The sequence below is a fragment of the Microbacterium sp. Z11_20 genome (assembly GCF_057197605.1).
Genome location: NZ_JBXVOQ010000002.1, coordinates 77,500 through 99,125, shown reverse-complemented (window position 1 = coordinate 99,125; position 21,626 = coordinate 77,500). Strand labels below are relative to the sequence as shown.

Genomic DNA, 21,626 nt, shown 5'->3' with positions numbered 1-21,626 from the left:
GGTGCGGGCAACCGCGCACTCAGCGGCGGTCGTAGACGCGCTTGTACTTGCCCTCGCTGCGCGGCAGAGTGCCCGGCTCCTCGACCTGCACCTCGACGGAGGTTCCGATGTGCACCTTGATGCGCTGCTGCAGCACCAGGGCGGCGGCCTCACAGATCGCCCGGTCCAGATCCGGGTGCCGCTCGATCCGCACCGTCAGGCAGTCCATCCGCCCCTGCGTGGTGAGCTCGAGGACGAAATGCGGGGTCAGGGTCTCGATCCCCATCACCAGCTCCTCGATCTGGGTGGGAAAGAGGTTCACGCCGCGGAGAATGATCATGTCGTCGTTGCGGCCGGTGATCTTCTCGATCCTCCGCATCGCGGGGTAGGCGGTGCCCGGCAGCAGCCGGGTCAGGTCGCGCGTGCGATAGCGGATGACCGGGAACGCCTCCTTCGTCAGCGACGTGAAGACCAGTTCGCCCAGCTCCCCGTCGGCGACGGGTTCGCCCGTGCGGCCGTCGATCGTCTCGGGCAGGAAGTGGTCTTCCCACACGTGCGGGCCGTCCTTGGTGAGGACGCTCTCGCTCGCCACTCCCGGGCCCATCACCTCACTGAGCCCGTAGATGTCGACCGCGTCGATGTGAAGACGGCGCTGGATCTCCGCGCGCATCTGGTTGGTCCACGGCTCGGCGCCCAGCACCGCGACCCTGAGCGACGTGGAGGTCGGATCGATCCCGGCCTCCTGCATGGCGTCGGCGATCGTGAGCAGGTAGCTGGGGGTGCAGAGGATGGCGTCGGGCTCGAAGTCGCGGATGAGCTGCACCTGCCGTGCGGTCTGCCCGCCCGACATGGGGATGACCGTCGCTCCGAGCTTCTCGATGCCGCCGTGCGCACCGAGGCCGCCGGTGAACAGGCCATACCCGTAGGCGTTGTGCACCTTCATCCCGGGGCGGATGCCCGCCGCCCGCAGCGATCGGGCGATGAGATCGGCCCAGCGGTCGAGGTCGCCGGCGGTGTACCCCACCACCGTGGGGCGGCCGGTCGTTCCGGATGACGCGTGGATGCGGCGCACCTCGGCCATCGGCACGGCGAACATGCCGAACGGGTAGGTCTCCCGCAGATCCGCCTTCGTGGTGAAAGGCAGCCGGCGCACGTCGGCGAGCGAGCGGATGTCGTCGGGGGCGACGTCGGCCTCGTGGAACTTCCGCCGGTACAGCGGCACGTTCTCGTAGGCGTGCCGGACCGTCCACTGGAGTCGCGCGAGCTGGATCCTCTCCAGTTCTGGACGGGTCAGCACGTCGACGCGGTCCTCCGGCGCCGGCACGACGATGCGGCTCTCGGTTGTCGTCTTCGACATCGGGGCTCCCTCGGACGGAGATGCGGGATCAGGCGGGTCGGTTGGTGGTGAGCGAGCGGCCGCGGAACTCCGCGACGAGATCGCCGGTGTCGTCGGTGATCGACACGTCGTAGATGCCCGTACGGCCGCTGACGACCCGGCGGACGGCTGTGGCGGTGAGCGTCTGTCCGGCCGTCGTCGACTTCAGGAAGGTGATGTCGGCGCCGGCGGCGACGGTGATGCGCTCGTCCTCGTTGCAGGCGATGGCGAACGCGGTGTCGGCGAGCGTGAACACCAGGCCGCCGTGCGTGATCGCGAAGCCGTTGGTCATGTCCTCGCGCACGCGCATCGACACCACCGCCAGCCCAGGCTCGTCGCGCTCGACGACCATCCCGAGCGACGCGGAGGCGCGGTCGTTGCGCATCATGGGTCGAAGCGGGGCGCGGGTGGCGGCGTTGTCGGTCACGGCACCGTCACCGCCTCCCGGTCGACGGCCGCGCCCGTATCGGCGCGATCCTCCTTGGCGACCAGCGTGAGCACGTCGTAAGAGGCCACCAGCTCGTCCCGCTGATTCCGGATGACCGCATCCCACCGCACCTCGCCGTATTCGTCGGTCTCCCGGGGGGTGATCTGCTTCGCCGTGAGGATGACCCGGATCTCGTCGCCCGGCGAGACGGGTGTGACGAACCGGAGGTTCTCCAGGCCGTAGTTGGCGAGCACCGGCCCGGGCTCCGGGTCGACGAACAGCCCGGCCGCCCACGAGACGAGGAGGTACCCGTGCGCGACGCGGCCGGGGAAGAACGGGTTGGCTGCGGCGGACGCCTCGTCCATGTGCGCGTAGAACGTGTCGCCGGTGAAGTGCGCGAACGTCTCGATGTCCTCGAGCGTCACCGTGCGCGAGGCCGAGGCGATCTGGTCACCGACGCGCAGCTCCGCCAGCGACTTGCGGAAGGGGTGACGCCCGCCCGACACCGCAGCGGCGCCCTCGTGCCACACTCCGGTGAGCGCGGTGAGGATCTCGGGTGAACCCTGAAGGGCCGTGCGCTGCATGTGGTGGAGGACCGCACGGATGCCGCCGAGTTCTTCTCCGCCCCCGGCGCGTCCGGGCCCGCCGTGGACGAGGTGCGGAACGGGCGACCCGTGCCCGGTCGAGGTGCGGGTGTTCTGACGGCTGAGGAACAGCACGCGGCCGTTGTAGGCGCCGATCCGGGTGAGCAGCTCGAGAGCGACGTCGTCATCCGACGTCGCGACGCTGGTGACCAGCGACCCCCCGCCGAGCGCGACGAGATCGGCCGCCTCCGCGACGGTGGCGTACGGGAGGATGCTCGCGACCGGCCCGAAGGCCTCGATCTCGTGAGCGGCCGGGGTCGTGGCATCGGCGAAGCCGATGACCATCGGCGAGAGGAACGCGCCCTCGCCGGCGCGGCCGACGCTGCCGTCGGCGCGGACGACCTCGGGCGGCTCTGTGGAACCCAGCAGCAGTGCTCCGCCGGCGTCGCGGAGCACCTCGACCTGGCGGAGCACGTCGTCTCGCTGTTCGCGGGAGACGACCGGGCCCATGGTGACGCTTTCGTGATGCGGGTCTCCGATCACGACGCGCTCGTCGATCTTCGCCTTCAGCGCCGCCACGACATCGGTGACCGCATCCGCCGGCACGATCGCACGGCGGATCGCCGTGCACTTCTGCCCCGCCTTCGCGGTGAGCTCCACCAGGAGTTGCTTGACGTACGCGTCGAACTCGGGGGTTCCGGTGGTCGCGTCGGGGCCGAGGACCGAGGCGTTGATGGAGTCGGTCTCGCTCGTGAACCGTACGCGGCCCGACTGCACGTTGTCGTGTCGGCGCAGTCGGTCGGCCGTCGACGCGCTGCCGGTGAAGCCGACGAGGTCACCGAGGGCCAAGTGATCGAGCAGGTCGGGCACGCGTCCGCTGATCAGCTGCAGCGAGCCGGCGGGAAGGAGGCCGGACTCGACGAGGATGCGCACCCACGCCTCGGCGACATAGGCGGTGGGGGTGGCCGGCTTGATGACCGACGGGACCCCGGCGAGGAACGCGGGGGCGAATTTCTCCAGCGAGCCCCACATGGGGAAGTTGAAGGCGTTGATCTGCACGGCGGCGCCGGGCAGACGCGTGTAGACGTGCCGGCCGAGGAACGAGCCGTCCTTGGACAGCGATTCGACCGGGCCGTCGAGGTACACCTTCGCGTTGGGGAGTTCGCGTCGCGCCTTGGACGAATAGGTGAAGAGCACGCCGATGCCGCCGTCGACATCGCTGAGCGAGTCGCGCACGGTGGAGCCGCTGCGCTTGGACAGCTCGTACAGCTCCTGCTTGCGCTCGGTGAGGACGAGGGCGAACTGCTTCAGCAACATGGCGCGCTGGTGGAAGGTCAGGGGCCCCAGGCTCCGCTGCCCCACGGTGCGCGCGTGGTCCAGGGCCCCGGCCAGGTCGGCACCGGACGCGCTGACGTGCGCGACGATCTCTCCGGTGGATGCATCGTGCACCGTCGTCGCACCGGCGGCGCTCTCCGGCGTCCACCACGCGTCGCGCAGGTAGCTGGGCAGGATGTCGCTCATCGATCACTCCATTCATAGAACCCGCGGCCGGATTTCCGGCCCAGACGCCCCTCGGCGACCAGGTCGCGGAGCAGTTGCGGGGGTGCGAACCGGTCGCCGAGCCGGGCGGCAAGCTCCTCGGCGATCCCCAGGCGCACGTCCAGCCCGACGAGGTCGGTGGTGCGCAGCGGCCCGACCGGATGCCGGTAGCCGAGCTCCATCGCCGCATCGATGTCTTCGGCCGACGCCACGCCCTCCTCGAGCATCCGCATCGCCTCGAGCGCGATCGCGACGCCGAGCCGGCTGGAGGCGAAGCCCGGGGAATCGCGGACCACGACGGCGTGCTTTCCGAGGGCTGCGACCCAGTCGCCGGCCGCGGCGGCGACGGCGGGGTCGGTGCCCGCGCCGAGGACGACCTCGATCAGGGCCGACGCGGGGACCGGGTTGAAGAAGTGCAGGCCCAGGAACCGCGTGGGCCGGTCGAGGGCGGCCGCGAGGTCGTCGATCGAGATGGAGGACGTGTTCGAGGCCAGCACCGCGTCGGCGGCGACGACGTCCTCCGCCCGGCGCAGCGCATCGATCTTCAGAACGCGGTCCTCCGGCACGGCCTCCACCACGAGACCGGCGTCGCCGACCGCGGCGATGTCGGTGCCCGCAGAGACGGCGGCCTCCATGTCCCCCAGGGGGCGCGTGGTCGCACCGCGATCGGCCGAGCGGCGGAGATTCTCGCGGATGCGCCGGGTCGCGGCATCCGCGGAGCCCCGGTCGCGTTCGACGACGAACACGCGTGAGCCGGCGAGCGCGAAAGCGTGGGCGATGCCGGCGCCCATCCGCCCGCCGCCGATCACCCCGACCTGCGCGGGAGTTCGAGTCGTCATCGCTTCCTCCGCTCCAGGAACGTCGTCATCCGCCGGTGCTTCTCGGGACGCTCGAACAGTTCCGCCTGGAGGTCGAGTTCGATCCCGGGATGCGCGTCGGGTGGGGCGAGGAGGGCGCGCTTGGTGTACCGGGTGGCGAGGGCGTCGTTCGCGGTGATGCGGTCGGCGATGGCGTGCGCCGCATCCATGACCGTCTCCGCGGGATGCACCGCATTGAGCAGGCCCCAGGCGAGGGCCTCGTCGGCGTCGAGCGTGCGGCCGGTGAGGAGCATCTCCGCGGCGCGGGCCTCCCCCACGATCTGCGGCAGGCGCCACGTGGCACCGGCGGCGGCGAGGATGCCCAGGCCCGTCTCGGGGTTGCCCATCTTCGCCGACGGCGTGCCGACGCGGATGTCGGCGGCGTACGCGAGCTCGGCTCCGCCGCCGAGCGCGTAGCCGTCGATCACGGCGATCACGGGCATCGGGAGTTCGCGGATGCGTCGGAACGCGGTGGTGTTGATCCCCTCGCGCGCGTCGTCGGCGCGCCGCTCGCGCAGCTGGGCGATGTCCGCGCCCGAGGCGAACACCCCACCGGCACCGGTGAGGATCAAGACGCGCGGGGTCACTTCGAGTTCGGCGCACAGCAGGTGCAACTCGTCGACCATCCTCTGGTCGATCGCGTTCCGGACCTCAGGACGGTTCAGTGTCGCCACGACCCGATCGTCGCGGCGTTCGATGCGGAGGGTGTCAGGCATCCACGCGCTCCACGATCATCGCCGCGCCCTGTCCGACGCCGACGCACATCGTCGCGAGCCCGCGATGTCCGCCCTCCCGCTCGAGCCGGCCGAGGAGCGTCACGATGAGCCGGCACCCGCTCGAGCCGAGCGGGTGACCCAGGGCGATCGCGCCGCCGTCGGCGTTGACGAGGTCGGGGTCGAGCCCGAGGCGGCGGATCGAGGCGAGCGACTGCGAGGCGAACGCCTCGTTGAGCTCGATGGCGTCGAGGGCGGCGATGCTCAGCCCCGCTGCGGCGAGGGCCTTCTCGGTCGCAGGCACCGGTCCGAGGCCCATGATCTCCGGTGCCAGAGCGGCGGACGCGGACGAGAGGATGCGGGCGCGCGGTGTCAGTCCGTAGCGTCCGACAGCCTCGGCGCTGGCGACGACGATGGCAGAGGCGCCGTCGTTGAGCGAGCTCGAATTCCCCGCGGTGACGACCGAACCGCCGGAGACGACCGGGCGGAGCGCCGCGAGCGCTTCGAGGGAGGTGTCGCGGCGCGGTCCCTCGTCGGTGTCGACGAGCCCACGGCGCGTGGGGACCGGAACGATCTCGGGCGCCAAGCGCCCCGCGTCGATGGCGGCGACGGAGCGCTGATGGCTGCGCAGGGCGAAGGCGTCGGCGTCCTCGCGGGTGATGCCATCGATCCGGGCCACTTCCTCGGCGGTCTCGGGCATCGAGAAGGTCGCCTTGTCACGGGACTGCAGCGCCGGGTTGGGGAAGCGCCACCCGATGGAGGTGTCATACGTCTCCCCCGGTTTCCCCCACGCCCGATCGGGCTTGGCCTGCACCCACGGGGCGCGAGTCATGGACTCCACGCCGCCGGCGACGAAGAGGTCGGCATCGCCCGCGCGGATCGCCTGGGCGGCGAGCGCGATCGCCGACATCCCCGAGGCGCACAGCCGGTTGACGGTGAGTCCGGGGACGGTGTCGGGGAGGCCGGCGAGGAGCACGGCCATGCGCGCGACGTTGCGGTTGTCCTCCCCCGCCTGGTTCGCGGCACCGAAGTACACGTCGTCGATGCTCTCGACGGGGACACCCGCACGCGTGACGGCTTCCCGCAGCACGAGGGCCGCCAGGTCGTCCGGCCGGATCGAGGCCAGCGCGCCGCCGTAGCGGCCGACGGGGGTCCGTACGCCACCGACCAAAAAGGCTTCGGTCATCGTCATCTCCTCGTGCCCCGTCGCAGGATGCAAATCCGTCTTTGCAGACCGATCGTTCAGTAATAGTGTCAGAGGCGGGCGGTATCGGCAAGGCGCCGCATCCCCGGGAAGGCACCCATGAGCGACGCGGTCTGGCGGATCACCCCGGGAGAGCTCGACCTCAAGCTCGGCATCGAGGTGCGGGAGCAGTCGCCGGAGCGGGTGGTCGCCACGATGCCGGTGGCGGGCAACACGCAGTCGCTCGGGCGCCTGCACGGCGGGGCAAGCGCGGCGCTGGCCGAGGCGACCGGCTCATGGGCCGCGATGATCCACGCCAGCACGATGGGCCGGGTGTGCGTCGGCGTCGACCTCAACATCACCCACCACCGCGGCGCCGACGCCGGCACCATCACGGGCATCGCGACCGCGCTTCATCGCGGGCGCCGCATGGCGACCTACGACATCCGCATCCAGGACGAGGTCGGCACCCTCTTGGCGACGGCGCGGATCAGCAACCTCCTCGTCGACCCCGACTGATCCCGCGTCCCTCAACCCGCCCCCCATCCCTCGAGTGCACGAGTTCTCGCCGACTGGACGGGATGATCGCGGGCAAAGGCCGTGCGCTCGGCGGCCAGCCGTGCACTCGCGCAAGGCTGGCCGCCTCCGCTATCGTGTGCTTTACTCAACGATCGGTCAGGAATACCCGATCACCTTCGAACAACGGAGTTCACCCATGGCGTCATCGACCCGGGAGCGTCTGCCCCACGCTGCGGTCACCCGCGAGGAGCGCAAGGTTCTCGCCGGTACCCTCGTCGGCACCTCCATCGAGTGGTACGACTTCTTCATCTACGCCCAGGCGGCGGGCCTCGTGCTGGCCCCCCTGTTCCTCGCACCGCTCGCCGGGTCGAATCCGGGCCTGGCCCAGGTGCTCTCCTTCGCCACGATCGGCATCTCGTTCCTGTTCCGCCCGCTCGGCGCCGTCGTCGCCGGATATCTCGGTGATCGGCTCGGCCGCAAGAAGATGCTCGTCCTGACCCTGGTCCTCATGGGCGCCTCGACCTCGCTCATCGGCGTGCTCCCCACGTACGCTGTGGCCGGATTCGCGGCGCCGATGCTGCTCATCCTGCTGCGCATCCTGCAGGGATTCTCCGCCGGCGGCGAGTGGGGCGGTGCCGCGCTGATGTCGGTGGAGCACGCGCCCGTGGGGCGCCGCGGGTTCTTCGGCGCCTTCCCCCAGATCGGCGTGCCGATCGGCATGATCCTCGCGACGGCCACCCTGTGGATCCTGACCTCGTCGATGTCGACGGAGGCGTTCCTGGAGTGGGGCTGGCGCATCCCGTTCCTGTTCTCGATCGTCCTGATCCTCATCGGTTACGTCATCCGTCGCGCCGTCGAGGAGAGCCCGGTCTTCGAAGACCTCGTGCGTCGCCGCAAGGAGTCCTCGGCGCCGCTGCGCGAGCTGTTCCGCAAGAACTGGCGCCAGGTGGCGCTCACCGCCGTCGTGTTCATCGGCAACAACGCGGCCGGGTACCTCCTCATCGCGTTCTTCGCGACCTACGCGGTGAACGTGCTGGAGATGGATCGGCCTACCGTGCTGCTGGCGACGACGCTGGCGTCCTTCGGATGGCTCGCCTTCACGCTGTGGGGTGGGCGGGTCTCCGACCGCCTCGGGCGCGTCCGCACCTTCCAGATCGGCTACCTGATCCTCGCGCTGTGGGCGGTGCCGATGTGGTTCCTCATCGACACGGCCGACATCCTCTGGTACTTCGTCGCGCTGTTCGTGATGACCATCGGGCTGGGCCTCTCGTACGGACCGCAGGCGGCGCTGTACTCGGAGATGTTCCCCGCCAACGTCCGCTACTCCGGTGTCTCGATCGGCTACGCCCTCGGCGCGATCCTCGGCGGCGCGTTCGCGCCCATGATCGCCGAGGCGCTCTTCGGCGCGACGGGGATGTCGTGGACGATCGGCCTCTACATCGCCGCGGCGGCGATCATCTCCCTCGTCGGGGTGTCCCTCATCAAAGAGCCCAAGGGCGTCGACCTGCACGCCTGACGCGCTTCGCCCGTCGGCGCGGTGCCGCTTCGGCGGTGCCGCGCCGCGGTGGTTCAGCCCTGGCGCGTCAGGCCTCGCGCGGACGAGCGCCGTCGGTGCGGAGGCCATCCAGCGCCACGGTGAGGATGTCGTGGCCGAGGCGGTCGCCGTCGACCGGGCCGCCCGGCCGGTACCACTCCACGACCGAGTTGATCATGCCGAAGATGAGACGTGCCACCACGGCGGCGTCGACGTCGGTGCGCACGTCGCCTTCGCGCTGCGCCTCGGCGACGAGGCGCGTCACCCGCTGGTCGAACAGCCGCCGTCGCTCCAGCGCGCTCTGCTCCACGGGGCTGTTGCCGCGTACCCGCAACAGCAGGGTGACCGACGGCAGTTGCGCCACGAGCACGTCCGCCGCGCTGCGGATCACGTGGCGGAGGCGATCGATCGCTGCCCCCTCCAGCGCCCGAGCGTCATCCAGCACGGCCTCCAGGCCGCTCAGCGCCTGATCCAGCGCAACCGCGAGCAGCTCCTCCTTGGAGGCGAAGTGATGGTAGAGGGCCGACTTCGTGAGCCCGAGCCCCTGAGCCAGATCGGCGACGGATGTGGCGTCGTAGCCCTGCTCGTTGAACAGCTGCACGGCGATCGCGAGCACCCGGTCGCGGTCGTAGCCGGGGCGCCCCCGTCGTGCCGGGGCGGCCGCGGTCGTGACGGCGTCCGGCGGGGTGGTCATCGCACCAGTCTGGCACCCCGGCGCGGGATGCTACGCGGTGACGGCCCGGCGGACGAGCAACGTCACGCCATCGAGATCGTCGGCGACCGCATCCCGCGCGCGGCGATCGTGATCCGTTCCACCCACGTGGCGGGAAGGAGTGATCCGGCGAACGCGAACGCCCGGACGTTGCCGACTGCCAATCGCGCCGCCAGCCGGCGAAGGGCCCCCGGGCTCAGAGCCGGTGAGCGGACGTATCGGATCGGCGTGCGCGTCTCGCCCTGCTCGAGGCGGGCGACGGCGGCGAAGTGGCGTCCGTCCGGCGAGGAGTCGATGACGACGATCTCGTGCGGCGCGACGGTCTGATTGAGCGCGGCCGGGAGGCGCACCTCGAGATCGACGTCGGATTCACCCGCCGGGACGATGACGGATACCGCGGCGTTCTCGGTGGCGTCGAGGTCGCGCCACGTCACCCAGTCGGACCGGGTGAGGGGCGCTGCAAGCGGGGTGCGGATGGGGGATGCGTCGGCCATGGGAAGACTTTCGCAGGCGCGGCCGTCGCGCGAATCCTCCTGGAGAAGACAATCCCGTGGTACCCGGGTAGGGGGTCAGTCGCTACGCCCGGGCGACGCGCGAGCCGACCGCGGGTTCCTAACCTGCTGGCATGCGCACATCGATATCCGTCGTCATCCCGGTCCTCAACGACGCCCGGATGCTCGGCGGTGCCTCGCTTCGCTCGCCGAGCAGTCCCGCCCGGCCGACGACGTGCTCATCGCGGCATCCGGCGACATCATCGCGCGCTGCGACGCCGACTCTGTGCTCCCGCCGACCCGACTCGCATCGGCGCTGGATGGCTCGTCGGCACCCGTCCCCGTACCTCGCGGGGTCAGCAGCGACCGCCCTCAGAGAGGCACGATCATGACCGGCATCACCTCCTTCCTCGGCAAGGCCCTCCCCATCCTCGGCATCATCGCCTTCCACCTGCTCACCGCCCTCTTCGTCCTGATGTACGTCCTCATCACCGCAGTGGTGGTGTCGGTGCGCTGGTGCGTCGACGTCGCGCGCCGCGCCGGTGCCCGCCGCCCGCACCCCCGGCTGCCCTCACCGGTGCGCTGAGCGGGGGCGTCGTGCAACCGCTGCTCGATCTCTTCGCGAACGTGGACGCATTCCTCGTCGCGGCCGCCGCCTCGCCGTGGGTCCTGCCGGTCCTGCTGGCCGTCTGCGTCATCGACGGGTTCTTCCCGCCGGTTCCGAGCGAAGTCGTGCTCATCACCGCCGCCGCGGTGACGTGGACCACCCACCCGCCGATGATCATCGCGGTGGTCGGCGCCGCGACGGTCGGTGCGTGGATCGGTGACAACATCGCCTACGCCATCGGACGCCGGGTCGGGCTGACGCCCCTGCCGTGGATGAGGCGCGGACGATCCGGCGCCGCCGCAGACGGGGTACGCCGAGAGTTCCACCGTCGACCGGAGAGCATCCTCCTCACCGGACGCTTCGTCCCCGTCGCCCGCATCCTCATCAACATGGCGGCGGGCGCGGCACGCCTCCCCTACCGGCGATTCCTGGTGCTGAGCCTGGCGAGCGCCACGGCGTGGGCCTGCGTATCCGTTGTGATCGCGGTCCTGGTCGGCTCGTTCGTCACTCCCGAGCCTCTGCTGGCCACGATCATCGCCGTGACGATCGCCCTCGTCGCGGGCGTCGCGGTGGATCGGTGCCTCGCCTGGAGGCGCAGATCCGCGCTGCAAAGGACCCGGTGAGCCCCCGTCGTTCAACTCCCCACGTACCGCTCGCCCAGGAAGCCCAGAGCAACGGGATGCGGCGCACCCCTCGCGGCATCGGCGACAAGGGCGGCCGCGGCGCGCTCAGGGCAAGACCCGCGCCGCGGGGACCGACGACTCCCGCGCCGCGGGGGGCTTGGCGGAGAGACGCCGCCGCAGCCATCCCAGTCGCGCGGCGCGGGCCGCGCGACTGAGGGCCGCGTCGGGTGCGAGGGTGTCGAAGCCGTGCGCGCCACCCGGCCAGACGTGCAGCTCGGCCTCGCCCCCGCACTCCCACACCCGTGCGGCATACGCGACGACCTCATCGCGGAACGTCTCGGCCGATCCGACATCCAAGAACATCGGCGGAAGACCGGAGACGTCGGTCGCCCGACCCGGCGACGCGTAGGCGGGAACGTCTCCCCGCTCGGCACCGAGGTAGGCGGTCCAGCCGGTTTCATTCGCGGTACGGTCCCACGCCCCGATACCCGCCATCTGGTGCGCCGATGGCGTGTCGTTCCGGTCATCGAGCATCGGGCACGCCAGCAGCTGCCCGCGAACGACCGGACCGCCCCGGTCCCGCGCGAGGAGTGCCGCCGCAGCAGCCAGACCGCCGCCGGCGCTCACCCCGCTGAGGATCACACGAGTGGAGTCGAACCCCAACGTGCCCGATTCAGCGAAGAGCCACGTCAGCCCCGCATACACGTCCTCCACCGGGACGGGATAGGGGTGCTCAGGCGCGAGCCGGTAGTCGATCGAGGCCACGGCGCATCCCAGATCCCTCGCGAGAGCCGCAAGAGAAGGAAGATCCTCGTACGGTGTCCCCACCACGAGCCCGCCACCGTGCACGTGGTACAGAACGGGCACAGGGATCTCAGCGTCGCGAGGGCGCAGCACGACGATCGGCACTTCTGCCCCGTCGAACGACGGCACCACGTGCTCCGAGAAGTCGAACGCCCCGCCGAGAGTGATCTCGGCGTCGGTCGGGCGCGTGATTCCCGCCCGGAGGCCGGCGATCTCGTTCGTCCGCAGTGACGTGACGACGTCGCTTCGCGCCCGCAGGGCAGCGGCGATCTCGGGGTCGAACGGCGGCGGGGTCGTCATCGTCAGCCTTTCAGCGAGCCCTGGAGGAGGGCGGCCACGAACTGACGCTGGAAGACGAGGAACACGATCAGAGTCGGCGTGAGGATGAGCAGCGACCCTGCGCACAGCAGCGGGATGTCGGTCCCCCACTGCCCCTGGAAAGCTCCGAGGGCGCCGGCCATCGTCCGCTGGGCCGGGTCGTCCACCAGCACCACGGCGAGGAGGAACTGATTCCACGTCCACAGGAACAGCAGGATCGCGAGGGAAGACAGCGCAGGGACGGAAAGCGGAACGTGGATGCGCCAGAAGAGCTGCCACGTGGTGGCCCCGTCGACGCGGGCCGCTTCCGAGACGTCCTGGGGCATGTTGATGAAGTGCGCCCGCATCCACGTGACCGCGAAGGGCATGAACAAGCCGATGAGGGGCAGGATGATCGCCCACCGGGTATTCAAGAGCCCGATCTCACGCATCTGGTAGTACAGCGGCACGATGATGCCCTCGAACGGGAGGGTCAGCCCGAGCAGGAACGCGATGAACACGCCGCGCCCGCCAGCGGGCTTGAGGTGCCCCAGCGCGAAGCCGGCCAGGGTTGCGATGAGGATCGCGATCGGGACCACACCGAGCTCGATGAGCACGCTCGACCACAGCAGCTGCAGCATGTCGGCCGCCTGGAAGGCCAGTACGAAGTTCTCCCAGTGCGGCTCCTCGGGCCAGCTGAGCCCACCGGGGTAGGTGCCGGGTTCGTGCAGGGCCGTAACGAAGAGGCTCAGGAAGGGCATCACGGTGATCAGCATGAGCAGCACCAGGAGGGCGCGGCCGAGCCACACTTCACGCGCCGAAACGATCACGCGTCACGCCCTCTCAGCACGCGCTGCAGCGGCAGGACGATGATGAGCACCAGCACCATCAGCACGACGGCGAGCGCCGAGGCGGTGCCGATCTCCCGCTCGAAGAACGCCAGATAGTAGATCTGCAGTCCGGGCACGAGGGTGCTGTTGGCGGGGCCGCCCTGCGTCGAGATGTAGATGATGTCGAAGCTCGCCAGCGCCGAGATGACCGTGATCGTCACGCACACCGCGATCTCCTGACGCAGACTCGGCAGCGTGATCGAGAAGAACTCGCGGACCGGCCCCGCGCCGTCGATCCGCGCCGCCTCGTACAGCGAAGGGTCGATCTTGGTCATGCCGGCCAGGAGAAGCAGCAGGCACAGGCCGAACTGCACCCACGCGCCGATGACACCGACCGCGGGCAGCGCCGTCTGGGTGTCGCCCAGCCAGGCGCGCGCGAGTCCACCGAGTCCGACGACCTCCAGCAGCTGGTTGATGAGCCCGTTGGTCGACAGCTGCCACGTCCACATGATGCCGGCGGCCACCAGCGGGATCACCTGCGGGAGGAACAACACCGTACGCGCGACGACGGCGAGCCGGCTCGCCGCGATGCCCCGGATGATGTTCGCCGCGAAGAGACCGAGGATGACCGGGATGATGCTGAAGTAGATGATCAGCTCGAAGGAATTGAGGATCGAGCCCACCAGCGTGGGGTTCGCGAAGACCTCCACGTAGTTGTCCCACCCCGCCCACGTGGCGAGTTGGATGCCGTCCCAGTCATACAGCGAGTACTGGGCGGTGCGGATGATGGGTGCCACGACGAACGCGATGTAGAACAGCGCGGCGGGCACGACGAGCAGGTACGCCCGCGCCGCCCAGGCGAAGCGCCGCCGGCGCGCGCCGGGGCGGGGCGCCGGGCCTGAGGAAGGGGCTGCGACGCCGATCCGGGACACCGGCGCCGCAGCCTGCCGAGGGGAAGACATCCGTCAGTCGGCGAGTTCGTTCTCGTAGTCCGACTGGACGGAGCTCAGCAGGCCCGCAGCATCCTGCTCGCCGGCGACCAGACGCTGGACGTTGGGGGTCCAGCTCTGGGCGTAGATGGCGCCCGTAGCGTTCGCGATGAAGTCCATCGCGCCGTTCTTCTCGTTGATGACGGTTCCGGCGGCGAGGGTCGCCTCGGTCACCGACCCGGCAGCCACCTCCGGCATGAATGCGTCCGCGGGGCCCATCGGGTGCGACCCGCCCACCTCCACGGTGATCGTGCGTGCTGTCTCATCGGTCGCGACCCAGTCGAGGAAGAAGGCTGCGCAGTCGGGGTTCTCGGCAACCGCGGAGATGCCGTAGGTCAGCGGGGCGGACATCGCACCCTGTGCTCCCCCCTCGTCGACGGGCGGTACGAGGAAGAACCCGGCGTTCCCCGCCATCTGCGTGTCGAGGTTGCCCGACTCCCAGTCTCCGCTGAAGATGAACACGCTTTCCCCGCCGATGAACCGGCTCATCATCTGGGAGTAATCCAGCGAGTTCACGTCAAGGGCGAAGTAGCCGGCTTCCACCCAGCCCTGCAGGTGCTCGGCGGCGGCGAGGTTGTCAGGAGTGTCGATGCTCGCGTCGGGCGTCTGGAAGATCCAGTCGTTGACGGGCGCGGTCTCCCCGTAGGAGGCCATGAGCCCCTGCAGCGGGAAGAGCAGACCGCCTGTCGCGCCGCCGTTGAACTGCGCGATCGGAGTCAGCCCGGCGTCCTGGGCGGCCTGCAGGTAGCCGTCGAACTCCTCGAGCGTCTGCGGCGCCTGCGTCATCCCGATCTGAGCGGCGAGTTCCTTGTTGTAGAAGACGCCCGTCATGGAGAAGTTGAGGCCCATGGCGTACAGCGGTCCGTCGCCGCGACGGCCGTCCTCATCCACCCGCAGCTGCTCGAGCTGCGACTCGGGCCAGTCGGTCCATCCGAACACCTCGGCGTAGGGGTCGAGGTCGAGGAGGAGGCCGCCCTCGGCGAGCTCCGACATCTGCGGCAGGCGCATGAGATCGGGCGGCGAGTCGCGCAGCACGCGAGGCGCGTTCTGGGTGAGAACGGCGAACTGGTCTTCGCGAACGTCGAACGTGACGTTTGGATACTGACGGGTGAACTCGTCGGCCAGTTCCCCCGGCAGCGCGAACCCCGTCTCGGCATACATGTCCAGGACGACATCGTCCTCGCCGCAGGTGGGCTCGCCTCCGCCGAATACCGGGCCGGAGGAGCTGGTCGGGGCGGCGGTGCCGCCCCCGGGAGGGGCACACGCCGTGACGGCGAACACCGCGAGGATCAGCACGCCTCCCTGAGCGAGTGCGCGCGCGTGTGGATGCTGTGAATGAGACACCGGTGTCTCCCTTCGCTCCGGACCAGGATGCATGGATGCGGTGCTAAACCGCGTTAGCACGGTCATCATCTCGTTTGGACCCGCCCGCTGTCAACGGTGACGGGCGGCCGCCCACGAAGACCGACCCGGCTAGGATCTTCGCAGAGCGGAGGGCCCAGTGAGTCAGAGACGAGTCACGCTCGCCGACGTCGCGCGTGCAGCGGGCGTCTCGCGGACCACCGCGTCCCTGGTGCTCAGCGAGCGCGGCGATGAGCTGCGGATCTCGAGTTCGTCCCAGGAACGCGTCCGCCGGGTCGCGTCCGAGCTCGGTTACCGGCCGAACATCGTATCGGCGGGGCTCCGGAGCGGCTCGAGTCGCACCATCGGATTCATCTCCGACACCGTGGCCACCTCGCAACTCGCCGGCGACATGATCAAGGGGGCGCTGAGCCACGCGCACCGCAACGGCTACATGCTGCTCATCGGCGAAACGGAGGGCGATCGCCACGAGGAGGATCGCCTCGTGGACGCCATGCTCGATCGCCAGGTGGACGGATTCGTCATCGCGTCGATGTTCACGCGCGAGCGGTCGCTTCCCGGCGCGTTGCGCAACCGCCCCGCCATCCTCCTGAACGCGCTTCCCGACCCGCTCGATTCTGCCCCCGCGGTGGTCCCCGATGAATACGCCGCCGGCCGGGCGGCGGCCGCGACGTTGCTCGAGTCCGGCCACGACCGCATCCACCTGATCGGAGCGGGCCCCTCCCTGGATGACGTTCCAGGGCAGACCGTGGCCGGAAGGGAGCGCCTCGCCGGAATCCTCGCCGCGCTCTCCGAGGCGGGCGTATCGCCGGCGAGCGCGCAACTGTGCAACGTCTGGTTGCCCGAGGACGGCTGGCGAGCCACCTCGCGGCTGCTCTCGACGGGCGAACGCCGCGGTGCTCTCATCACGTTCAACGATCGCCTGGCCTTCGGTGCGTATCAGGCCATTGCGGAGGCGGGTCTCAGCATCCCCGGTGACTTCTCCGTCGTCTCCTTCGACGACCATCAGCTCGCCGGCTGGCTGCGCCCCGGCCTGACGACGTTCGCCATCCCCCACCACGAACTCGGTCACCGCGCGATCCAGACGCTGCTGGAGGAACCCTTCCCCGTCGCCCCGCATGTGGACCGGCTGCCCATGCCGCTGCGCCTGCGCGGGTCGGTGTCCGCCGAGCCGTCCTGACCGTCGAAATAAGGACGGGTGCTGCGCGGCCTCAGCCGCGCAGCACCCGTTGATCGCGCGAGATCAGCCGTTGTCGCTCACGGTGCCGCGGGCGTCGCGCGCCCGGTCGGTGACCGTGCCGGCCGCATCCGTGGCTTCGCCCTGGACGTTGGACACCGCGTCGGTCGCGGTGTCCTTGACGGCGGCCATCGCCTCCTGAGCGGGCTCCCGAAGGTGCTCCCCGGCCTCCTTGGCGACATTCGTCGCCTCATCGACGAGAGGCTGCGCCTGCTCCTTGACGGCTCCGGCGACCTGCTTCTCCTTCTCCGATGCGGGGATGAGGGAGGCTACGACGAGTCCGACGCCGAAGGCGATCAGACCGACGGCGAGCGGGTTCCCCTCCGCCTTCGACGCCAGCCGCTGACCGGCGTCGGAGACGCCCGAAGCCGCTGACGAGCCGGCACCCTGCACCGACGAGGATGCGTCGTCGGCGGCGCCCATGATGCGCTCACGGACGGACCCGAAGGCGCCCTTGACCTTGTCAGTCTGGCGCTGGGCGATCTTGGACGGCGTCACCTTGTCGGCGAGCGCGTCGACATCGAGGCCGAGTTCCTGGCGGGTGCGGTCGATGTTCGCACGGATGGCTTCCGGTGAATCGCTCATCGGTTCTCCTCATTTCTCTTCACGGCGTCGGGGATCTGCTTGAGCGTGTCCACGGTCTGCGGCGCCCCCTTGGTCTCGTTCAATTGCTTGCGGCCGGACAGGTACAGCACCAGCGCGATCACACCCCAGATCACGGCGACGATCACGGCCGACCAGCCGAGACCGACCAGCCATCCGAGCGCCCACCACAGGGCCACGGACAGGAAGAAGATCGCCATGATGGCCGCGTACGCGGCGCCGCCCAACATGCCCGCGCCTTTTCCGGCGCGCTTGGCGGACTCTCGCAGCTCAACCTTGGCGAGCTCGAGCTCCTGCCGCATGAGCGTGGAAAGGTCGCCGGTCACCTCACTGAGCAGTTCGCCCAGCGAGTTCGTCGCTGCCTTCTGTTCAGAGGGTGTCTGATCGGACATCTGTGCTCCCCTCACCGGACCCGGTGCCACGGATCTGGTCGTAGACCGGGGTCCCGACGGCCGGCGAACCGGCGGGTGCGGAACCGAACTCACCGGGAACCGGCGGCACCGGACGGACGCCGGTCGCGCCGACGGTGCCCGTGGTCGACCCCGTCGTCACGGTCCCGGACGCGGCCGATGATGCGTCCTTGTCGTCCGCCGCCTGCTCGGCGAGGGCACGCGTCAGCCGGCCCGCCGCGAGTCCTGCGATCGTGGCGGCCGCGATGAAGACGCCGGGCTTGCGGCGCGCGTACGACTTCACTTCGCTCAGCAAGGATCCCGGGTCGCGGTCGCCGATCCACGTGGCTGCGCCGCTCAGACGGGAGGACAGCTGCGACACGAGGTCTGCGGCAACCCCGGGCGTCTCCGACTTCTCGGCCATCGAGCCCAGCTCGTCCCCGAGGGAGCGGAGGCCATCGGCCACGCGCTGCTGCTGCACGGCGGCCTGTTCCTTCAGCTCGGTCTGGGTCTGCGAATAGAGGTCCTTGACCTGGGTCTTCGCCTCGCGGGCGACGGATGCAGCCTCGGTCTTGGCGGTCTCTACGACGTGGCCGGCCTGCTCCTTGGCGGTACCGGCGACCTCGCCTGCTTCGTTCTTCGCGGTCTCGACCGTGCCCGGCTGAGGCTCTGAAGCCCCCGATGCACCCGCCGACCCGCTTCCATACATTTCTGACATGTCTTCCTCTCGCTGCCGATCGGGGGACCGACTCGGTACCGGTCTATGCGACCGCGGGCCCTTCGTGCGCCTGGGTTGACGCGAGCGGCTGGACGTGTAACGCGCGCGGGCGGGCGCCGCGCCGATCGGGGGGTGAGATGACCCTTCGAGGAATGAGTCAGGCGGTGGCGCCGGGGTCGAAGCAGAAGGAATCGGCCGGCTCGAGGTCGTACGACTCGAAGTCGACTCGCGTCGGTGCCCATCGTTACGCAACCGGGTCGATGGCGTCGAAATCACGCTTGAGGTCGGGCAGGTCGTCCGGAATGCTGTCTCCAGGCCGGCGTAGGTGCGAGCGATGGAGGTTATCGGGATGACGGAGGCACGCTTGGACGTACTCATCGCCGACGGGGACCGCTCGCGCGCCGATCGGCTGCGCGCGTGGAGCAGCACCGTCCCGGGAGCTCGGGCGATGGCGGTGCGCCGCGATCCCGCCAGCGCAGGCGAGGCGATCAACTCCAGCCGACCAGGGCTGCTCGTGCTCGGCGAGTTCGAGCGTGACGGGGTCCTGTCGACCTGTCCGTCCATCGGACTCCTACGCGCGATACGCGCATCCCGGCTGGAGCTGGAGGTGATCATCGTGACCTCACAGCCGTCGGCGTACGCACTTCGGGACGCGCTGCGCCTGGGCGCCAACGACTATCTCGTCGCCCCCGTCGGCCCCGACCGCTTCATCCAATCGGTGCGCCAACTGAGCAACTATCACGGCGCGGATGCCGCGCACCTCTCTCAGACCGAGATCGACCAGCTCCGCTCAACCGCCTACCCTTCGCGCGCGTGGGTGCCCCGCGAACTGTCCGCCCACCGCCTCGAGATCGTCCGGGACCTGCTGCTCACCGAGGCGCATCCCCTCTCCGCGGCGCTCGTGGCCGCGCGGCTCGGGATCTCGCGTGTGACGGCGCGGCGCTACCTGGAGTACCTCGTGACTCTCGGCGAGATCGACGTCGAGGCCATCGCCGAATCGCGCGGACGGCCCCACAAGGTGTACAGCCGGGCTTCGTGATCAGCGCGTCCGCGAGGACACCTCCCCGTCGGGCGCGGCGCGCACGTCGGCGAGGTCGAGGCCGAACCGCTCGAACAGGTACGCGCGGGAGTCTTCGCCCGCCCGCACGAGCGCGTTCACGTCCACCCCCACGACGTCGCCGCCCCATTTGTGCACCTCACCATCGATGAAGACCGTGTCCACCGTGCCCGTGCCGCCGAAGTTCACGACCGTTCCCACCGCCGAACCCCACAGCCGGGTCGTCACGTCCTCGAGGCTGAGCAGCACCAGGTCGGCACGCTTCCCGGGGGTCACCGTACCGATCTCGTCCGAGCGACCCGCGTTCCGCGCCCCGCCGACCGTCGCAGCGCGCAGGACGTCGTAAGCCCCGTACCGGGGCGGTGCTGTCGTGTCTCCGGACAGCTCCGCGGCGAAGCTCAGCCCACGCTGCACCGTCAGCAAGGCCCTCATCTCTGCGAACAGATCATGGCCGTAGCTGATCTCGTTGTCGCTGCTGATGCCAACCACGATCCCGCGGCGCTGGGCCTCGAGGACGGGCGCGAATGCCCCGACTCCGAAGTGCGAATCCGACCGTGGAACGAGATTGACGGCGGCGCCGCTGTCGGCGATCGCACTCCACACCTCGGCGGAGAGCCCGGCACAGTGGTTGTACGTGTGGTCCGGGCCCATCAGGCCGGAGGCCGCGAGCTCATCGAGGATCGGGCTCGACGACCCAATCTCCGCACAGAGACCGAATCCGTACTCGCGGGCGAATTCCCAGTTGCCGATCGACGGTTGAACGTCCAGGAGCCGGAGCGTGACCCGGTCCTGCCCGGATTCGAAGTACTCCCGCCGCAGGCGCAGGAGATCCGCGGGCAGGTGATTCTCGTGCTCGCCGAACTGTGCACTGCCGGCCGCGTACACGGCGCGGATGCCGGTGGACAGGAGAGCCTCGATCGCCGCATCGTTGTGAGCGCGGCTGCGGGAATTGTGGCTGTTGTCCACGATCGTGGTGGTTCCCGCGTTGATAGCCTGCAGGGCGGTCAGCTTCTCCCCGATCGCGATGTCCTCCGGACGGTAGTGCTTTGCCAGGCCGCCGTGGGTGAGCGCGACGTAGTCAGCGAACTCGGCGTCGGGCGCGATCCCGCGCAGCTGCCCCTCCCACGCATGCACGTGGGAGTCGATCAGACCCGGCAGCAGCAGGCACCCCGACGCATCGACGCGAATCGCGTCGGTCACGCGCTCACCCAGCCGGGGACCGACCGCCTCGATGAGGTTGCCACGGATGAGGACGTCACCAAGGAACGGGGCGGTGCCGTCCATGGTGATGACCGTCGCCCCCTCGATGAGCACGGCGCGGTCAGGATCGTTCTGTGCGGCCATGATCCGATCACGCGCTTCCGGCTGGTTTCGCACACTCATGGGGTTCCTTTCGGGGTCACTGGTTCTCACGCTAGAGACGCAGAGCATGTGTCGCGGATTTCGATCACCGCGCCTGTACGAAAACCCCGGCCGACGTCGCGGGCCGCCCACGACACACAGCGGCTAGGGGGCACGGAATTCTTCGGCGGCATCGAGAAACGGGATCAGCCAGCCGAAGAAGCGGTCGAACGTATCGGCGTTGAGCTGGTGAAGACGACTGGCACCTCGGCGATGCTCGACCACGAGGCCGGCCTCGCGCAGGACCGCAAGATGGTGCGAGGTGGCGAATCGGCTCCGCTCCGTGGCCAGGGCGAGGCTCGTGACCGTCATGCCGAGCCCGCGCAGCCCGACGTTCTCCCGCAGCACCTCGAGGAGGTGCAGTCGATGGTCGTTCGCCAGCGCGGCGAACACCTCGCTGATCTCCGACGGCGGCTGCTCGACGACCTCGTCGCCGATCAGAGCAGAGCTCATCGTGAACGGATCCCTTCGTGCGGCCGGCGGCTCAGTCGACCCGGACCTGCACCGACCTGAGCTCGGAGAAGAGCAGCGGGCCGTAGTGAGCGCCGATGCGGAGGTGGTCCTCGTCGTCCAGGTAGGCGTCCAGCGCTTCGACGGAGTCCACGACCGCGGTGATCCCGTACCCGCGCACGCCGGGGCGCAGCCCGAGGCCCGGACCGTGGACGTACTGTCGCAGCAGCCCACCCAAACGCACCCGCATGGCGCCCAGCTCCTGGTGGAACCGCTGGATGTCGCGGTCGTCCACGGTTGGTGTGAACTCCGCGATCACGATGTGCGCGATCACCTGCTCCTCCCC

General features: G+C 69.8%; 24 protein-coding genes. 6 read left to right on the top strand and 18 right to left on the bottom strand.

The window, feature by feature from the left end:
- Positions 1–19: 19 nt before the first annotated feature.
- The 6 genes from paaK to AC2DFQ_RS05410 are packed head-to-tail and all read right to left on the bottom strand — an operon-like array spanning position 20 to position 6,660.
- Positions 20–1,336 carry a phenylacetate--CoA ligase PaaK gene (gene paaK / locus AC2DFQ_RS05435; RefSeq protein ID WP_484533188.1) on the bottom strand — a complete coding sequence of 439 codons (1,317 nt, stop codon included), beginning with the start codon at positions 1,334–1,336 and terminating at the stop codon, positions 20–22.
- 28 nt (positions 1,337–1,364) lie between these two features.
- On the bottom strand, positions 1,365–1,781 hold the full coding sequence (gene paaI, locus AC2DFQ_RS05430; protein WP_484508173.1) for a hydroxyphenylacetyl-CoA thioesterase PaaI: 417 nt from the start codon (positions 1,779–1,781) through the stop codon (positions 1,365–1,367).
- Positions 1,778–3,886 (bottom strand): phenylacetic acid degradation bifunctional protein PaaZ, encoded by a 2,109-nt coding sequence (paaZ, locus tag AC2DFQ_RS05425; RefSeq protein WP_484533187.1) that lies wholly within the window; start codon positions 3,884–3,886, stop codon positions 1,778–1,780. The genes paaI and paaZ overlap by 4 nt, the downstream gene beginning before the upstream one ends.
- Positions 3,883–4,743 (bottom strand): 3-hydroxyacyl-CoA dehydrogenase family protein, encoded by an 861-nt coding sequence (locus AC2DFQ_RS05420; RefSeq protein ID WP_484533186.1) that lies wholly within the window; start codon positions 4,741–4,743, stop codon positions 3,883–3,885. Before AC2DFQ_RS05420 ends, paaZ begins: the two co-directional genes overlap by 4 nt.
- Complete coding sequence (locus tag AC2DFQ_RS05415; RefSeq protein WP_484533185.1) at positions 4,740–5,477, bottom strand: enoyl-CoA hydratase/isomerase family protein; 738 nt, start codon at positions 5,475–5,477, stop codon at positions 4,740–4,742. Before AC2DFQ_RS05415 ends, AC2DFQ_RS05420 begins: the two co-directional genes overlap by 4 nt.
- Positions 5,470–6,660 carry a thiolase family protein gene (locus AC2DFQ_RS05410; RefSeq protein WP_484533184.1) on the bottom strand — a complete coding sequence of 397 codons (1,191 nt, stop codon included), beginning with the start codon at positions 6,658–6,660 and terminating at the stop codon, positions 5,470–5,472. Before AC2DFQ_RS05410 ends, AC2DFQ_RS05415 begins: the two co-directional genes overlap by 8 nt.
- Before the next feature lie 117 nt (positions 6,661–6,777).
- Here AC2DFQ_RS05410 and AC2DFQ_RS05405 point away from each other — a divergent pair, with 117 nt between their 5' ends.
- On the top strand, positions 6,778–7,176 hold the full coding sequence (locus AC2DFQ_RS05405) for a PaaI family thioesterase (RefSeq protein ID WP_484533183.1): 399 nt from the start codon (positions 6,778–6,780) through the stop codon (positions 7,174–7,176).
- A 196-nt stretch (positions 7,177–7,372) separates the two neighbouring features.
- Positions 7,373–8,692 carry an MFS transporter gene (locus AC2DFQ_RS05400; protein WP_484508167.1) on the top strand — a complete coding sequence of 440 codons (1,320 nt, stop codon included), beginning with the start codon at positions 7,373–7,375 and terminating at the stop codon, positions 8,690–8,692.
- 67 nt (positions 8,693–8,759) lie between these two features.
- On the opposite strand, the gene AC2DFQ_RS05395 is transcribed toward AC2DFQ_RS05400, so the two are convergent.
- Positions 8,760–9,404 carry a TetR/AcrR family transcriptional regulator gene (locus AC2DFQ_RS05395; protein WP_484533182.1) on the bottom strand — a complete coding sequence of 215 codons (645 nt, stop codon included), beginning with the start codon at positions 9,402–9,404 and terminating at the stop codon, positions 8,760–8,762.
- 62 nt (positions 9,405–9,466) lie between these two features.
- Positions 9,467–9,916, bottom strand: a complete 450-nt coding sequence (locus AC2DFQ_RS05390) for a hypothetical protein (RefSeq protein ID WP_484533181.1) — start codon at positions 9,914–9,916, stop codon at positions 9,467–9,469.
- 385 nt (positions 9,917–10,301) lie between these two features.
- Between AC2DFQ_RS05390 and AC2DFQ_RS05385 the strand changes: the two genes are divergently transcribed.
- A complete protein-coding gene (locus tag AC2DFQ_RS05385; RefSeq protein WP_484533180.1) occupies positions 10,302–10,499 on the top strand; it encodes a hypothetical protein in 198 nt (65 codons plus the stop codon).
- Positions 10,500–10,510: 11 nt separating this feature from the next.
- A complete protein-coding gene (locus AC2DFQ_RS05380) occupies positions 10,511–11,143 on the top strand; it encodes a DedA family protein (RefSeq protein WP_484533179.1) in 633 nt (210 codons plus the stop codon).
- Between the two features lie 105 nt (positions 11,144–11,248).
- Here AC2DFQ_RS05380 and AC2DFQ_RS05375 read toward each other — a convergent pair whose 3' ends face one another.
- The 4 genes from AC2DFQ_RS05375 to AC2DFQ_RS05360 are packed head-to-tail and all read right to left on the bottom strand — an operon-like array spanning position 11,249 to position 15,407.
- Positions 11,249–12,247: an alpha/beta hydrolase gene (locus tag AC2DFQ_RS05375; RefSeq protein WP_484533178.1), complete on the bottom strand. Its 999-nt coding sequence runs from the start codon at positions 12,245–12,247 to the stop codon at positions 11,249–11,251.
- 2 nt (positions 12,248–12,249) lie between these two features.
- Positions 12,250–13,074 carry a carbohydrate ABC transporter permease gene (locus AC2DFQ_RS05370; protein WP_484533177.1) on the bottom strand — a complete coding sequence of 275 codons (825 nt, stop codon included), beginning with the start codon at positions 13,072–13,074 and terminating at the stop codon, positions 12,250–12,252.
- Positions 13,071–14,036 (bottom strand): carbohydrate ABC transporter permease, encoded by a 966-nt coding sequence (locus AC2DFQ_RS05365; RefSeq protein ID WP_484533176.1) that lies wholly within the window; start codon positions 14,034–14,036, stop codon positions 13,071–13,073. Before AC2DFQ_RS05365 ends, AC2DFQ_RS05370 begins: the two co-directional genes overlap by 4 nt.
- A 3-nt stretch (positions 14,037–14,039) precedes the next feature.
- Positions 14,040–15,407, bottom strand: coding sequence for an ABC transporter substrate-binding protein (locus AC2DFQ_RS05360; RefSeq protein WP_484533175.1), 1,368 nt, complete (start codon positions 15,405–15,407; stop codon positions 14,040–14,042).
- A 157-nt stretch (positions 15,408–15,564) separates the two neighbouring features.
- On the opposite strand from AC2DFQ_RS05360, the gene AC2DFQ_RS05355 reads away from it, so the two are divergent.
- A complete protein-coding gene (locus AC2DFQ_RS05355) occupies positions 15,565–16,605 on the top strand; it encodes a LacI family DNA-binding transcriptional regulator (RefSeq protein ID WP_484508158.1) in 1,041 nt (346 codons plus the stop codon).
- A gap of 63 nt (positions 16,606–16,668) precedes the next feature.
- Here the strand turns inward: AC2DFQ_RS05355 and AC2DFQ_RS05350 are convergent, their stop codons facing one another.
- From AC2DFQ_RS05350 to AC2DFQ_RS05340, 3 genes are read right to left on the bottom strand one after another with little or no spacing between them, the layout of a single operon-like run.
- The gene (locus AC2DFQ_RS05350; RefSeq protein WP_484508157.1) at positions 16,669–17,247 is read right to left on the bottom strand and encodes a DUF3618 domain-containing protein; all 579 of its coding nucleotides are present in this window, start codon (positions 17,245–17,247) and stop codon (positions 16,669–16,671) included.
- Positions 17,244–17,657: a phage holin family protein gene (locus AC2DFQ_RS05345; RefSeq protein ID WP_484508156.1), complete on the bottom strand. Its 414-nt coding sequence runs from the start codon at positions 17,655–17,657 to the stop codon at positions 17,244–17,246. Before AC2DFQ_RS05345 ends, AC2DFQ_RS05350 begins: the two co-directional genes overlap by 4 nt.
- Positions 17,635–18,372, bottom strand: coding sequence for a hypothetical protein (locus tag AC2DFQ_RS05340; protein ID WP_484533174.1), 738 nt, complete (start codon positions 18,370–18,372; stop codon positions 17,635–17,637). The genes AC2DFQ_RS05345 and AC2DFQ_RS05340 overlap by 23 nt, the downstream gene beginning before the upstream one ends.
- A gap of 349 nt (positions 18,373–18,721) precedes the next feature.
- Between AC2DFQ_RS05340 and AC2DFQ_RS05335 the strand changes: the two genes are divergently transcribed.
- Positions 18,722–19,411 (top strand): hypothetical protein, encoded by a 690-nt coding sequence (locus AC2DFQ_RS05335; RefSeq protein ID WP_484533173.1) that lies wholly within the window; start codon positions 18,722–18,724, stop codon positions 19,409–19,411.
- On the opposite strand, the gene AC2DFQ_RS05330 is transcribed toward AC2DFQ_RS05335, so the two are convergent.
- The 3 genes from AC2DFQ_RS05330 to AC2DFQ_RS05320 all read right to left on the bottom strand — a co-directional run bounded on the left by AC2DFQ_RS05330 (position 19,412) and on the right by AC2DFQ_RS05320 (position 21,614).
- Positions 19,412–20,812, bottom strand: a complete 1,401-nt coding sequence (locus AC2DFQ_RS05330) for an amidohydrolase family protein (protein WP_484533172.1) — start codon at positions 20,810–20,812, stop codon at positions 19,412–19,414.
- Between the two features lie 123 nt (positions 20,813–20,935).
- Positions 20,936–21,283 (bottom strand): ArsR/SmtB family transcription factor, encoded by a 348-nt coding sequence (locus AC2DFQ_RS05325; protein WP_484508152.1) that lies wholly within the window; start codon positions 21,281–21,283, stop codon positions 20,936–20,938.
- Positions 21,284–21,314: 31 nt separating this feature from the next.
- Positions 21,315–21,614, bottom strand: coding sequence for an antibiotic biosynthesis monooxygenase family protein (locus AC2DFQ_RS05320; protein ID WP_484533171.1), 300 nt, complete (start codon positions 21,612–21,614; stop codon positions 21,315–21,317).
- Between the last annotated feature and the right edge of the window lie 12 nt (positions 21,615–21,626).